Raw genomic sequence first — 15,475 nt, forward strand, 5'->3', positions numbered from 1 at the left:
CCTCAAGATATTATGATTTGATTTTACGAACGACGATCCTTGAACCTTCTACCTTCACAATGGTAATTGGGCTGTTCACTTCAATAAAACTACCTTCCGAGACGACATCCAATCGCTCATTGCCAAATTCAGCAGAGCCAGCCGGTCTTAATGGTGTAACCGAAATACCTTCCTGCCCCAGTAATTCGTTACGATTGACAGTTGAAACATACCCTTGTTCGGTTCTCGTCGCATCCTTTAAAATAACATGGCGAAAAGCGCCTTTCTCCAATCCTATTGTTTTAAATAGGATCACAGAGACAATAATACTTGCAATAAGCGCAATAGCAATACTAAGTGTCATGTTTCCTACATCATCTGTGGACATAAACAATGCCCCGACTATTGCGCCAACTCCAATAAAGCCAAGTATACCACCTGGTGCAAAAATCTCGATAATAATTAAGACTATGCCAATAATAAGTAATACAATCGATTCATAGCCTGCAAGTCCGGCTACGATATGTCCATAGAAATAAAGTACAAGGGAACCAAGTCCAATTGATCCAGGAATCCCAAAACCAGGTGAATACAATTCCACAATCAAACCAATGCTTGCTAATGATAATAAGATGGGAACCACAACTGGATTTGTCAGAAATCTGGCAATTAATTCTGCAGCAGTTGGCTCCGTTTCAATTACTTCCGCTTCTGATAACGAAAGCTCATTTAACAATGCTGTGCGATGTGAAACAATGCCATTAGCGTACCCTACTTCCGTGGCATAATTAGCATCCAGAGTCAAATATTCTCCTTCAGGTGCTCCGTATTCCGACAGGTCAAGCTCCGCATTCGCCATTGCCTCAGCATATAATGGATCTCTACCTTTCGAACTGGCTGCTCCTCTCATGCTTGCTACCCAAGCTGATTGGGCTTTTTTGTCTGCAGCTGTACCATCCGAGTTAATCACTCCGCTAGCGCCCATACTTGTTTGTGGTTTCATATAAATATTATCGGTATTAAGTGCGATAAATGAACCCGCCGACAGCGCTTTTACCGTGATGAACGAGGTCGTTTCGACATCAAGATCCTGCAAGATTTCCCCAATATTCTGCGCAGCATCAACCCGGCCACCCGGTGTATTAATTTCAAAAATAATGTGGTCGGCATTTGCTTCTGTTGCCTCTGTAGTCGTTCGGCGAATAAAAGCTTCCAATCCTCTCTCTACTTCGTTTTCAATCGGAATGATATATACAAGCTTGCCTTCTCCATCATCTGCAGCTGACACTTGATCGTTATTCAGAAGGACAGTTCCAAGTACAATCATCAGCATGATAGCGGTTAAAAGCTTGATACAGAAATGTTTCAATAAATAACCTCCTTCCCACTACGCCATTACTATGTACGATTGAACTCTGTGATAAGTTTCAAAAAGATTAAAAAAGATGATATCACACAGTCAGATTGCACTACTCGTTTCGAACATACTGTTAAAGACGATAAATGTCAAGTATCAAACATACAGATTGGAATACTTGGCAATCACTCCCTCGATAATATGGATTATGTAAAGTGGAACTGACCTACATGACAAACGGTTATTTTGACTTATGGAATATGGATAGTGTGCTCCGGAAATATGATCAGCATACTGCAGGCACAACGGTCATCTGCTAATCAATGATAGTAAATCTTCAGCTTGCGCAGAGGCATGAGGAGTCTCCGCAAATTCCTACGCCTAAAGAAAGGTGCTGTACTTACAAATAAAAAGGCCCTTGGCTTATGAATAAGCCAAGGGCCTTTATTGTTGAATGAAATCATTATGTTCGTTCTATGATAAGTTCTTCTGAACCAATTGATTCACTCTTGAGCCTTCTGCTTTACCTTTTACTTTCGGCATCAGCGCGCTCATTACTTTTCCCATGTCTTTTTTAGACTGTGCTTGAACTTCCTCGATCGTCTGAACAACAATTGTCTCTAATTCTTCATCAGATAGCTGTTCAGGCATATAAGCTTGTATAATCTCTATTTCAGTGTTTAACTTGCTTACAAGATCTTCGCGTCCAGCTTCTTCAAATTCATGGAGGGAATCTTTTCTTTGTTTTAGCTCTCTTGCTAAAACGGTTAGTTCTTCTTCTTCTGACAATGCATCTTTTTGTAATTTAATGGCTTCATTCTGCATCGATGCTTTGACCATTCGAATAACACTTAATGTTTCTTTATCTCTGGCCTTCATCGCCTGTTTCATATCCTGGTTCAAAAGTTCAACGATTGCCATTATCTCATTACACCCTCTTTAAAATTTACGCTTTCTAGCTGCCTCTGATTTCTTCTTACGGCGAACACTAGGTTTTTCATAAAATTCACGCTTACGGTATTCAGACAATGTACCTGATTTAGATACACTGCGTTTGAAGCGACGAAGAGCATCTTCAAGAGACTCGTTTTTACGAACGCGAGTTGTGTTAGACATGCTAATTTCCCTCCCTCCGAAGCATACAAAAAAATAATCCCACATATGTAATCATACATATGTCTCTTTGCAATTATAATATACGTTGTTTTCCAGGTCAACCATTTTCACAAGAAAAAGTAACTTCTTCTTGATCGCCATTATTTGAATGATAAAGACCTATCCTGTTACGTTATACCGATAATGCTGCATCATCCATTACACGGACAAATGTACCTTCATTATATGGATACCCTGCTTTTGTAATTTTGACACGTACAATTTCGCCGATCATATCCTTTGTACCATCGAACTTAACCTTTAAGTAATTATCAGAATAACCGACAAGCATATTAGGCTCTTCTTCATTAAATGATTCTTCAGGAATTACTTCTACCACTTCATCTTCATAACTCTTAGCATAAGCAAGAGCTTGTTGATTAGACTGTTCGATCAACGTTTGAACACGTTGATGCTTCACATCATCTTCCACTTGATTATCCATCCTCGCTGCAGGAGTACCCGTTCTCTTTGAGAATGGAAAAACGTGTAATTCTGAGTAACCAATTTCTTTGATGAAATCCGTCGTCTCCTTGAATTCTTGTTCTGTTTCTCCCGGAAAACCTACTATCACATCGGAAGTAATAGCTAGATGTGGCAGAGCTTTTTGAATTCTTGCCACTCGTTTTTTATAAAAGTCGGTCGTATATTTACGTCTCATTCGCTCTAATACAGTATCAGAACCTGATTGCAACGGAATATGTAAATGTGGTACAACTTTTGTAGATGCATCAAGCACCTCGATTACTTCATCCGTAATTTGACTTGCTTCTATAGAGGAGATACGAATACGTTTCAATCCTTCTACATTGCTCTCGAGATCACGTAATAATTGTGCAAAATTATATTCTTTCATGTCTTCACCATATCCAGCTGTATGGATACCCGTAAGTACGATCTCTTTATATCCTGCTTCCACAAGTTGACGCGCCTGCTTCAAGACATTTTCAGGCTCTCTTGAACGTAATAAACCACGAGACCATGGAATGATACAGAAAGTACAGAAGTTGTTACATCCTTCCTGTATTTTTAATGATGCACGGGTACGGTCAGAGAATTGCGGCACATCCATTTCTTCAAATGTACGGTTCTTCATAATATTCGACACACCATTGATCGGTTGTCGGTGTTCCTGGTGTTCTTCAATATACTGAATCATTTTGCCACGATCTTGCGTACCGACAACGACATCAACACCTGGGATTTCCATAATTTCACCAGGAGAGGTTTGTGCGTAACAGCCTGTTACACATACTACACCCTCAGGATTACTGCGAACAGCTCGACGGATAACTTGTCGGCTTTTTTTGTCACCTGTATTCGTAACAGTACATGTATTAATCACATATACATCTGCATGATGATCAAATTCAACACGTTCATATCCTTCATTTTTGAACTTCTGCCAAATTCCTTCTGTTTCATAATGATTTACCTTGCATCCTAATGTATGAAAAGCCACTGTTGGCATTTCATCACCTCATTTCTTCAAAGTAGTAAGACAAGCTAGCAAGCACATAAAGAGGTGCTGTTTCTGTTCTTAATATTCTTGGCCCTAACCGAATCGCTTGAAATCCATTTTCCTTCAAGGTAATGGCTTCATCCTGATCGAATCCACCTTCAGGTCCGATACAAATCAGCACTGACTGACCTTCTTCTATCTGTGAAAAATAATGATGCAGCTTAACAGTCGGATGCTGTCTTGCTGTTTCTTCATACGCAAAAAATTTCCAATCATAGGAAGCAGACAGCTTTACAAAATCTTTAACAGACAGAACAGGATCAATATCAGGCACCTTGTTACGGTGGGCCTGTTCGCTCGCTTCTTTCACGATTTTTTGCCATCTTGCTACTTTTTTCTGTTGTTTCTTTGTATCCCATTTAACGACAGATCTTGCCGCTTGAAACGGAACGAAGCGACCCGCTCCTAACTCCGTTCCTTTCTGTAAAACAAGTTCCCACTTATCTCCTTTTGGCAACCCTTGAGCAACAGTAATGTCAACAGGTAATTCCTTCGTTTCCTCGAGCCATTCTTCTACTTCTGCTACAACCTGACTTTCATCTACGGATGTAATCTTACACCTTGCCGCAGACTGATCAGGATGGTTGGCAATAAATGAATCACCTTCTTGCATACGCATCACATGGACGACATGATGAAAATCCTCATCTGTGATTTTCACCTCGTTATCATCCCACCTAGTACTGTCAATAAAATAACGTTGCATCCCATTACCTGCTTCCTTCGGGTTTTTGGGCAATGATAGATATCCAATCTTCCATCTGATTGATTTCAACAATGTCAAAACCAGCTTCTTCCAATGCATTCTTTACTGCCGATTTCTTCTTTTGGATGATCCCGGAAGTAATAAATATACCTCCTGGAACAAGGCGGTCAAATGCGTCCTTTTCGAAGCGCAAAATAATTTCTGCCAAAATGTTCGCTACGATAACATCCGCTGTACCTGTAACATGCTGTAGTAAATTATTTTGTTTGACTTGCATTTTTTCATCCACTTTATTTACTTTAGCATTCAGTTTTGTACTTTGGATCGCTACTTCATCTAAGTCATACGCATATACTTTGTCTGCACCTAATAATGCAGCAGCAATACTCAGAACACCAGAGCCACAGCCTACATCAAATACGATATCTCCATTCTGCAAGTGACTCTCCAGTGCTTGAATACTTAAAACAGTTGTGGGATGTGTTCCTGTTCCAAATGCCATTCCCGGGTCTAACTCGATAATAAGTTCATCTGTGGAGACAGGCTGATAATCTTCCCATGTAGGGGTAATTGTAACACGTTCCGATATTTTTGCAGGTTTGTAATATTTCTTCCAGGCTGTTGCCCATTCTTCTTCATTTACTTCACTGAGTGTAATTTTGTTCAAACCAATATCGATGTCGTATAACAATAAATTGTTAATAGCTTGCTTTATTTCAGATACAGTTTCACCCAGAAAACTATTGACAGGGAGATAAGCTTTTAACCGAACTCCCTCTTCAGGATAATCATCCGGATTAAGGTCATAAATTTCTCCAAAACGATCTTCCCAAATACGTTCGAGATCCTGACGATCTTCTATTACTACTCCACTTGCTCCTGCTTCGTGAATAATATTTGAAATAGGTTCAATCGCTTCATTTGTCGTATAGATACTCAGCTCTGTCCACTTCAAGCAGATCAACTCATTTCTTTCAAAAATTTAATACTGTAATTAATTATTCGCCCTTAAACGCACGTTTTACTCGTTGAAAAAATGTATCTTCGTGTTCATCTGTCGGTTGATTCCCACTGATTTCATTAAATTCCCGCAATAATTCTTTTTGGCGATCACTAAGGGTAGTTGGTGTAATGACGCGGATTTTGATATGTTGGTCCCCATGGACATTACTTCGGACATTAGGAGCACCTTTGCCCTTAAGTCTGAAAGTCTTTCCTGTCTGTGTACCAGCTGGAATCTTTAATTTCACCTTACCATGAAGAGTTGGCACTTCAATCTCATCACCTAGTGCAGCTTGTGCGAATGTAACGGGCATTTCACAGAAAATGTGATCCCCTTCACGCTGATAGAATTCATGTGTTTTTACTTGAATAACTACATAAAGATCCCCGGCTGGTCCGCCATTCACACCCGGTTCCCCTTGACCAGCTACTCGGATTTGTTGTCCTTCATCAATACCGGCTGGAATGCTAATGTGGATCGTCTTGCGCGTCTTCACTTTTCCTTGACCGCCACAAGTGCCACACTTATCTTTAATTTGTTTCCCGGTACCTTGACAATGATGACATACTCTTCGGTTCACAACTCTGCCAAATGGTGTATTTTGCTCAACATTGAGTTGTCCGCTACCGTTACAATTACTACACGTTTCTGGCTTAGTACCAGGTTTTGCACCAGAACCATGACACGTATCACATTCTTCCTCTTTAGGAATTTGAATATCGGTTTCTTTTCCAAAAATAGCATCTTCAAATTCTAGTGTCATCGTATATTGCAGATCGTTTCCTTGACGAGGTGCATTTGGATCGCGTCGGCGGCCACCACCGAAAAACATGTCAAAGATGTCACCAAAGCCACCAAAGTCTTCAGCTCCTCCTCCGAATCCGCCAAAGCCACCTTGACCTTGAGGACCCGCGTGACCGAATTGATCGTATTGAGCTTTCTTCTGCTCATTACCCAATACCTCATAAGCTTCTTTTACTTCTTTAAATTTGTCGTCCGTACCTTCATCTTTATTCACATCTGGGTGATATTTTCTTGCAAGTTTACGATAAGCCTTTTTTATTTCATCTTTTGATGCATCTTTGGACACACCTAGTACCTCATAATAATCTCGTTTACTCACTGACTGATCACGCTCCCGCTCGTTTATTGCATAAACATTATCATAACATTGATTTATACTGATTAGCAAACATTATTTCACGTGTAAGAGAGCGGCACACCTACCTTCTCGCCACCTGAAACATTGGCTCCAGGGACCGCACCTTTACATCGTTTCATTCTCGTTATCTATTAATATATTCCATCGATTAACTGCACGAAACGACACCTATCTCATGGAAAAAGCCAAAGCCGAGAATTCTGACTTTGACTTTTCCAATCATGTTACGTGCACTATCTTATTTTTTGTCTTTATCTTCGTCATCTACTTCTTCGTAATCGGCATCTACTACATCATCAGCATTTTCCTGACCAGCTTCAGCGCCGCCTTCTGCTTGCTGTTGTTGTTGTGCTTGCTCATACATTTTTACTGTTAAGTTTTGCACTTCTTGTTCTAACGCTTCTTTTTTCTCTTTAATTTGATCCTGATCATTATCTTCTAAAGCTTTTTTCAATTCTTCTTTAGCAGCTTCTGCTTTTTGCTTTTCTTCTTCTGTTACACTTTCGCCAAGATCTTTTAGCGTTTTATCTGTTTGGAAAACTAACTGATCTGCTTCATTACGAAGCTCAATTTCCTCGCGACGTTGTTTGTCCGCTTCAGCATTTTCTTCTGCATCTTTTACCATTTGCTCTACTTCATCATCAGATAGACCGGAAGACGATTTAATTGTAATAGACTGTTCTTTATTCGTTCCTAAATCTTTCGCACGTACATTTACAATACCGTTCGCATCAATATCAAATGATACTTCGATTTGTGGTACACCGCGCGGAGCTGCTGGAATATCAGTTAATTGAAAACGACCTAATGTCTTGTTATCCTGAGCCATTTCACGTTCACCTTGAAGTACGTGAATATCTACTGCCGTCTGATTATCTGCTGCAGTTGAGAAAACTTGAGAATGGCTAGTTGGGATTGTTGTATTACGTTCGATTAATTTCGTCGTAACACCACCCATTGTTTCGATCCCAAGTGATAATGGTGTAACATCAAGTAATACAACATCTTTAACATCACCTTGTAACACACCACCCTGGATCGCTGCACCTAATGCCACAACCTCATCTGGGTTTACCCCTTTGGATGGATCTTTACCAATCTCTTTCTTAATAGCTTCTTGTACTGCTGGGATACGAGTAGATCCACCTACCAACAACACTTTGTCAATTTCACTAGCAGATAGATCTGCATCGCGCAATGCCTGACGAGTTGGTCCCATAGTTCTTTCCACTAAATCTGCTGATAACTCATCAAATTTAGCACGTGTAACGTTCATTTCCAAGTGAAGTGGCCCAGCATCTCCTGCTGTAATAAATGGAAGAGATACCTGAGTCTGCGCTACACCTGAAAGGTCTTTTTTCGCTTTTTCAGCTGCATCTTTCAGACGTTGCAGTGCCATTTTGTCTTGAGATAAATCTATGCCATTTTCTTTCTTGAATTCTGCTACCATGTGATCGATTAATACTTCATCGAAGTCATCCCCGCCTAGTCGGTTATCACCCGCAGTAGATACTACTTCGAATGTACCTTCACCAATATCTAGAATAGACACGTCAAACGTACCGCCACCAAGGTCATATACTAGAACAGTTTGATCTTGATCTGCTTTGTCAATACCATAAGCTAGTGCTGCAGCTGTTGGTTCATTGATAATACGTTCTACTTCAAGTCCAGCAATTTTACCTGCATCTTTTGTAGCTTGACGCTCTGCATCATTGAAATAAGCTGGCACTGTAATGACAGCTTTGTCAACTGTATCTCCTAAATAATCTTCTGCATATGATTTCAAATGCTGTAAAATAATCGCAGAAATTTCTTGAGGAGTGTATTCTTTCCCTTCAATTTCTACTTTGTAATCTGTACCCATATGTCGTTTGATAGACTGAATCGTGTTTTGGTTTGTAATTGCTTGACGTTTCGCAACTTCCCCAATTTGACGTTCACCATTTTTGAAAGAAACAACAGATGGTGTTGTACGGTTCCCCTCTGGATTCGGGATAACTTTAGATTCTCCACCTTCCATTACTGCTACACATGAATTTGTTGTACCTAAGTCAATACCAATGATTTTACCCATAACTAAAATTCCTCCTTCACATCATATGTAATTATTGATTTACTTTAACCATTGCTGGTCGAATTACTCTATCTTTCAATTGATAGCCTTTTTGCATAGTGTCGACAATTTGATTTGATTCAAAACCTTCTTCTTCCACTTGCATAACGGCTTGATGAAGATTCGGATCAAAATATTGACCGTCTGTCTCAATTTCAGACACACCTTCATTTTCTAGTACTGTCTTTAACTGACGGTACACCATCGCCAGACCATCTACCACACCTTTAGCTGCCTGGTCATCAACTTCGACCTGAAGAGCGCGCTCAAAGTTATCAAGTACGGGGAGTAATTCTGTGACAACGGATTGAGATTTATATTTTAAGTCCGCTTCTTTCTCTTTCTTGGTTCGTTTTCTGAAATTATCATACTCTGCCTGAACCCGAAGAAGACGGTTCTGTAAGTCGTCTTTTTCAGCTTGGAGTGCCTGAATTTCTTCTTCACTTACATCTGTTTGAGTAACTGTAGCTGTTTCTTCATCACTCACCAATTCTTGTTCTGCATCTTCGATTACTTCTTCTTGTTCGTTTTGATTGACATCTTTTTCTTGCATTACTGTCACCTCCTAGATAAAAACCACTGTATAGCTAAACATACTTTCTTAAAAGAATCAAACTTTATACACACATGAGAAAAGAGTACGGGATTTCACCATACCCTTACACATGTTAGTACCATGAATCAAACGTTTTGCTTAATTGCTTTGACAGGACATTCAATAAGGAAACCACTCTGGAATATTCCATTCGGGTAGGTCCTAACAGGGCAATTGTACCGAATTGGTCCTCCCCCAGTGAATAAGTGGCCGTAATTAAGCTGCAATCCTGCATTGCATCTATACGATTTTCTTGCCCGATAACTACCTTTAACCCTTGACCAGATGTTCGGAGCAGATTGGCCATTTCATCCTCGCGCTCCATCATCGAATACAAAGATTGTATTTTATGAACATCATGAAATTCGGGCTGCAACATAATATTTGTCTTCCCATCCATGTAAAGCTTAACCGGCTGTTTCTCCAGTAACGCTTCTTGTAAATAGGAATAAGTCGTTTCAAAATCAGCACTGTATTGTTGCAAAAGCTGTGCGACTTCTCCAAATAGTTTCTGTTGCAACTGAATAATCGGGACTCCTACAAGTCGATCATTCAAAATGTTTACCAACTTCTCCAAATCGGTTGATAGCATCGCAGCAGGCACATTAAAATACCTGTGCTCCACATGTCCCGTGTTAGTTACCAGGATCGCGACAGCAGTACTGTTGGATAAACTGATCAGCTGTATTTGTTTTAACGTGGTGTGAAACACTTCCGGACCGAGAATAATCGAAGTATAATTGGTCAGATCAGACATAATTCTTGCTGATTTCTGAACAACTCTTTCAAATTCTATCATTTCCCGCTCAAAAGTATGTTTAATCATATTCATGTCACGATTTGATAATCGAAAGGGCGACATTAAATGATCGACATAGAAACGATACCCCTTCTCGGACGGCACTCGACCAGAAGAAGTATGGGTCTTCTCAATAAACCCCATCTCCTCCAAATCAGCCATCTCGTTCCGGATCGTAGCGGGACTGAATGAGATAGATTCTTTTTTCGCTATTGCCCTTGATCCAATCGGTTGTGCCGTCTGGATGAACTCATCAATAATAACCTGCAAAATTTGTATTTGTCTATCTGTAAGCATCGATGATCACCTCTGTTAGCACTCTAATTCCTTGAGTGCTAATTCTACTAATAAATTATCAAATCCAATCTTAATTGTCAATTAAGAAACACGGAAAAATAAAGATTTAAAAGCTAGACCGCATTATCATCTAACAAAAAGCTTTGGAATACTTCATTACCAAATGGTTTGCCTTCCTCTGTTAACTTTACAAAGCTGCTAGTTATGTCAATCCATCCCTTTTGTTTCAGAGTGCGTAACTCTTCTCCATATAAATCATTTAGCGGAATTTGATATTTTTGTTCAAAGGCGTCGATCGAAACTCCTTCACTCTTTCTCAGTCCAAGAAACATCTCTTCTTCAATCTGTTCCTTACGTCCAATATGCTCAATATGAAGGACAGGTTTTCCAGTGTTATTGGCGGCTTCGACATACTTCGGAAAAGGACGGATATTTATAATGCGCTCACCTGGTAGATACCCGTGAGCCCCTGCTCCGAAACCAAAGTAATATTGATTGTTCCAATACACCAAATTATGCTGACTTTCAAATCCTGGCTTGGCAAAATTACTTATTTCATATTGATGAATGCCATTAGCACGCATTTCACTTCGCAGCAATGCATACATATCTGCCTCTATTTCTTCTGGTGGTTTTGATAGTTTTCCCTTCATGTACCGCTGATAGAAGATAGTCTTCGGTTCTATTTGCAGCGAGTAAGCCGAATAATGCGGGAGGTGAAACTGTAATGCTTCTTGTAAGGTTTGGTTAAAACCTTCAACAGATTGATTGGGAAGACTGTACATTAAGTCGATACTAATATTATCGATACCTGCCTTTATTAATCCATTGACATTTTCGTATACATCCTTCACTCTATGCAACCTTCCAAGTTGTTCCAACATATCATTATCGAGCACTTGAACACCCATGGAAATACGGTTAACGCCGTAAGCACGTAATATGTTAATTTTTTCATTGGTTAAGTCCCCAGGATTTGCTTCGAAGGAATACTCACTGACTGTTGATACATCAAAATAATGGTTAATTATTTGTACCAGTTTCGTTAATTGCTTTTCATTTAGTGCTGTCGGAGTACCTCCGCCGACAAAGATGGTTTCCATTTTCTTTTTTGGTTTATGAATATAGGCTTTCATTTCATTTTCTAATGCGATTAAATAGTCATCTGCCATTTTTTCATCATAAAAAAACTTTGTAAAATCACAATAATGACAGATTTTTTCACAGAAGGGAATATGAATATACGCGGATGAAACCACTACTGATACCTCCTTTTTTAGCTGTATGACAAACATTCCTGATGTAATGATCTTGTACGGCAAAACCCTTGTCAATTGACAAGGGTTTAAGATGGTTTATTCATCATCCATTTTTAATACTGCCATAAATGCTTCTTGAGGGACTTCTACAGAGCCGACCATTTTCATACGTTTTTTACCTTCTTTTTGCTTTTCTAAAAGTTTACGTTTTCTGGAGATATCCCCACCGTAACATTTACTCAGAACGTTCTTACGCATTGCTTTAATATTCGTTCTGGCAACGATTTTATTACCAATTGCTGCCTGAATCGGAACCTCGAATTGTTGACGCGGAATTAATTTTTTTAGCTTATCTGCAATTTGTTTACCGCGTTCAAAAGCAAAATCTCTGTGCACGATAAAGGACAATGCATCGATCGTATCACCATTTAACAGGATATCCATTTTTACTAAATTGGAGGTTTTATAACCAATCATTTCATAATCGAACGAAGCATATCCTTTCGTTTGTGATTTTAACTGATCGAAGAAGTCATACACAATTTCAGATAACGGAATTTCATAGACAACATTCACGCGATTATCATCTAAATATTGCATATCCATGAAATCGCCACGTTTTTTCTGGCAAATTTCCATTACTGGTCCAACAAAATCATTTGGAACCATAATCGTCGCCTTTACATAAGGTTCCTGTACTTCTTGAATCGATTGATTATCAGGCATAAATGATGGATTATCGATCGATACTTCTTCACCGTCTGTCTTAATCACCTGATAAATAACACTTGGTGCGGTAGTGATTAAATCAATACCAAATTCTCGTTCAATACGTTCTTGAATAATTTCCATGTGAAGCAAACCAAGGAAGCCACAACGGAAACCAAAACCTAGCGCCTGAGAAGTTTCTGCTTCATATTGCAACGAAGAATCGTTTAATTCAAGTCTTTCTAGAGCTTCACGTAAATCATTATATTTATCTGCATCCACTGGGTATAAGCCACAGAATACCATTGGATTTAATCTACGATAACCTGGCAATGGTTCTGGTGCAGGATTGTTAGCAAGAGTGATCGTATCCCCTACGCGTGAATCTCCTACATTTTTTATCGATGCTGTTAAGTAGCCAACATCTCCAACTGTTAATTCATCCAATTGAATCGGCTTCGGATTAAATACGCCAACTTCATTCACTTCAAATTCCTTGCCAGTTGCCATCATTTTTATCTTGTCGCCTACTTTAACTGATCCTTCCTTTACACAAATATACGCGACAACTCCACGATAAGGATCATACAAAGAATCAAAGATAAGGGCTTTTAACGGTTCTTCAGGGTCACCCTGCGGTTCTGGTATTCTTTCTACAATCGCATCAAGTATTTCTTCAATTCCGATACCAGATTTAGCACTGGCCAAAATAGCTTCATCGCCATCAATACCAATCACGTCAGTAATTTCTTGTTTAACACGATCAGGATCTGCACTAGGCAGATCAATTTTATTAATGACAGGTATGATTTCCAGATCATTATCAAGCGCCAGATACACATTTGCAAGTGTCTGCGCCTCTATTCCTTGAGCAGCATCCACAACCAGAATAGCACCTTCACAAGCCGCTAAGCTACGAGATACTTCATATGTAAAATCGACGTGTCCTGGTGTATCAATTAAATGGAATAAATAGTCGTCTCCACCACCACGATCATATTTCAACTGTACTGCATTTAGTTTTATGGTGATTCCACGTTCACGTTCTAAATCCATCGCATCCAGGAACTGTTCCTTCATTTCTCGAGATGTTAAAGCTTTCGTTTTCTCCAGAATACGATCTGCTAAAGTAGATTTTCCGTGATCAATATGTGCGATAATAGAAAAATTACGCACCTTTTTTTGATTTCTAATGTTCGTCAATGTCATTCAACTCCTATATTTGACCACAATACTAGCATTGATTATAGCAGTGAAACCGTGGATGTTCAACATAAATATCTCTTAATAACAGTTGGTGTTATGAAAACAAACCATCTACCACCGCATACGTTGCATGAACAATCTGATTAAAGAAATGTTTGACAACCGTTTCCCCTTTATTGGCAACAGAATGAATAAACGCAGGCTCAAATTCTTTTTCTGCAACACCATTCTTTTCTACTTCCTCCATGATAGCCTCGCGATTCATTTGGTCAATCTGACTAACTGCTACTTCTTCTACTTCCTGTTCAGCAGTTGAACCTTCCGCAGTGGCAGTCTCGCCACTACGGTCCATTCCAAGATACATACCGATGGAAAAGCAAATACTTAATAACAACAGATAGAAAAAATACTTCACCTTATTCATCCCCTTCTCCAGAAACTCTTTCCGCATTCCAGTAATATTCACTAAAAATTTCTGCAAAAACTTCTGAGGTGTTGTACAGTTCTTCCATCGTGTTATCAACGCCACCAAATTCGATAGTTAACGCGTTATCTGATAAATCCTGGTTATATACACCGTTTCTTCCTGCGCCGCCGTACATTTCTACACCACGACTTAGTCCAGGGTATTCCTCATCCAGTTTGTCCTGTAACGCTTTAGCGAGTGCCGCATTCTTTTCGTGTTCTGGGTTGTCACCACCGATGACAAACATCATTTTCGCGTATGATTTTCCGTTTATATCTATTGTGGTAACATCTTTTCTCATACTGTCACGATGAAGGTCGAATATAAAGTTAACTTCTTTATTATTAGTGAGAGCCGCTTCCACAACTTCTTTCGATGCCCGATAAGAATCCGCTGAGTAATCCCACCCTTTTTCATTCAGAATAGACCCGATATCGGTTTTATCCACTTGTGCTCCAATACCAAACCTTTCAAGATCTTTTGCTAACTGTTCGCTTACTTTCGTAATATTAACCTCGCGATGAAAAGCATCATTCGGATCATCCGTATCCGGTAAATAAGGCAAGAAAGACTCACGATTATGTGTATTATAGATAAAGACGACGTCTCGCTCTCCTGTCGTTTTTTCCTGCTCTTCCACTGGTTTGTTATCTTGCTTTTCTTCCGGTTCGGTAGCTTCTCTATCCTCTAGTACAATATCAAGAGGAGGTGTTGATTCGACTGTTAAGTTTGTATAATCCGTGCCTTCCCCAGCTATTAGAATTTGTCTGTCATACATTTCAAAACCTGGCAATTCTCGTCCGAGTAAACTGCGAACATCATGCATGCGTACGTTCGTTCCTAATTCGAACATGACCTTCCACATGTCTATCGGCGGTTTATCTTCCGGTAACGCTTCTTTAAACATGCGATTCTCCATTGACATTAACGTTAAAAAATGTTCTTCCGCTACATTTGTAGTCCATTTTTTTACCGTATTAGAAGCAACACGATAGCTGGGATCGACACTTGTTAACATCCCAATCAAAATAAACATGGCAAAAAATGCGGTAATAAAAGACGAAATGATGATCAGTAATTTGTGCTGGGAAAAGAAATATACTCTTTTGCGAAATCGATTAGGTCGTTGCATAACGTTCTCCTTC

14 protein-coding genes are annotated in these 15,475 nt (G+C 39.5%); all 14 read right to left on the minus strand.

The window, feature by feature from the left end:
* Positions 1 to 10: 10 nt before the first annotated feature.
* The 14 genes from MUN87_RS03875 to spoIIP all read right to left on the minus strand — a co-directional run bounded on the left by MUN87_RS03875 (position 11) and on the right by spoIIP (position 15,462).
* Positions 11 to 1,312, minus strand: coding sequence for an NfeD family protein (locus MUN87_RS03875; RefSeq protein WP_439649655.1), 1,302 nt, complete (start codon positions 1,310 to 1,312; stop codon positions 11 to 13).
* Positions 1,313 to 1,810: 498 nt separating this feature from the next.
* Positions 1,811 to 2,257 carry a GatB/YqeY domain-containing protein gene (locus tag MUN87_RS03880; RefSeq protein WP_244746371.1) on the minus strand — a complete coding sequence of 149 codons (447 nt, stop codon included), beginning with the start codon at positions 2,255 to 2,257 and terminating at the stop codon, positions 1,811 to 1,813.
* 18 nt (positions 2,258 to 2,275) lie between these two features.
* A complete protein-coding gene (gene rpsU / locus MUN87_RS03885) occupies positions 2,276 to 2,452 on the minus strand; it encodes a 30S ribosomal protein S21 (protein ID WP_018931586.1) in 177 nt (58 codons plus the stop codon).
* 172 nt (positions 2,453 to 2,624) lie between these two features.
* Positions 2,625 to 3,962 carry a tRNA (N(6)-L-threonylcarbamoyladenosine(37)-C(2))-methylthiotransferase MtaB gene (mtaB, locus tag MUN87_RS03890; protein ID WP_244746372.1) on the minus strand — a complete coding sequence of 446 codons (1,338 nt, stop codon included), beginning with the start codon at positions 3,960 to 3,962 and terminating at the stop codon, positions 2,625 to 2,627.
* Positions 3,963 to 3,966: 4 nt separating this feature from the next.
* On the minus strand, positions 3,967 to 4,719 hold the full coding sequence (locus tag MUN87_RS03895) for a 16S rRNA (uracil(1498)-N(3))-methyltransferase (RefSeq protein ID WP_244746373.1): 753 nt from the start codon (positions 4,717 to 4,719) through the stop codon (positions 3,967 to 3,969).
* A 4-nt stretch (positions 4,720 to 4,723) separates the two neighbouring features.
* Positions 4,724 to 5,674, minus strand: a complete 951-nt coding sequence (prmA, locus tag MUN87_RS03900; protein ID WP_244746374.1) for a 50S ribosomal protein L11 methyltransferase — start codon at positions 5,672 to 5,674, stop codon at positions 4,724 to 4,726.
* Positions 5,675 to 5,717: 43 nt separating this feature from the next.
* A complete protein-coding gene (dnaJ, locus tag MUN87_RS03905) occupies positions 5,718 to 6,845 on the minus strand; it encodes a molecular chaperone DnaJ (protein ID WP_244746375.1) in 1,128 nt (375 codons plus the stop codon).
* Between the two features lie 277 nt (positions 6,846 to 7,122).
* Entirely contained in the window at positions 7,123 to 8,961 is a 1,839-nt protein-coding gene (gene dnaK / locus MUN87_RS03910; RefSeq protein ID WP_244746376.1) for a molecular chaperone DnaK, read from the minus strand.
* Positions 8,962 to 8,992: 31 nt separating this feature from the next.
* Complete coding sequence (gene grpE / locus MUN87_RS03915) at positions 8,993 to 9,553, minus strand: nucleotide exchange factor GrpE (RefSeq protein WP_244746377.1); 561 nt, start codon at positions 9,551 to 9,553, stop codon at positions 8,993 to 8,995.
* Positions 9,554 to 9,668: 115 nt separating this feature from the next.
* On the minus strand, positions 9,669 to 10,691 hold the full coding sequence (hrcA, locus tag MUN87_RS03920; RefSeq protein ID WP_244746378.1) for a heat-inducible transcriptional repressor HrcA: 1,023 nt from the start codon (positions 10,689 to 10,691) through the stop codon (positions 9,669 to 9,671).
* A gap of 113 nt (positions 10,692 to 10,804) precedes the next feature.
* Positions 10,805 to 11,950 (minus strand): radical SAM family heme chaperone HemW, encoded by a 1,146-nt coding sequence (gene hemW, locus MUN87_RS03925; RefSeq protein WP_244746379.1) that lies wholly within the window; start codon positions 11,948 to 11,950, stop codon positions 10,805 to 10,807.
* A gap of 96 nt (positions 11,951 to 12,046) precedes the next feature.
* Complete coding sequence (lepA, locus tag MUN87_RS03930) at positions 12,047 to 13,867, minus strand: translation elongation factor 4 (protein ID WP_244746380.1); 1,821 nt, start codon at positions 13,865 to 13,867, stop codon at positions 12,047 to 12,049.
* Between the two features lie 91 nt (positions 13,868 to 13,958).
* Positions 13,959 to 14,288: a hypothetical protein gene (locus MUN87_RS03935; protein WP_244746381.1), complete on the minus strand. Its 330-nt coding sequence runs from the start codon at positions 14,286 to 14,288 to the stop codon at positions 13,959 to 13,961.
* The gene (gene spoIIP, locus MUN87_RS03940; RefSeq protein ID WP_244746382.1) at positions 14,281 to 15,462 is read right to left on the minus strand and encodes a stage II sporulation protein P; all 1,182 of its coding nucleotides are present in this window, start codon (positions 15,460 to 15,462) and stop codon (positions 14,281 to 14,283) included. Before spoIIP ends, MUN87_RS03935 begins: the two co-directional genes overlap by 8 nt.
* Positions 15,463 to 15,475: the final 13 nt, after the last annotated feature.

Origin of the sequence: Gracilibacillus salinarum, from assembly GCF_022919575.1 — a bacterium.
Taxonomy (GTDB): domain Bacteria; phylum Bacillota; class Bacilli; order Bacillales; family Amphibacillaceae; genus Gracilibacillus; species Gracilibacillus salinarum.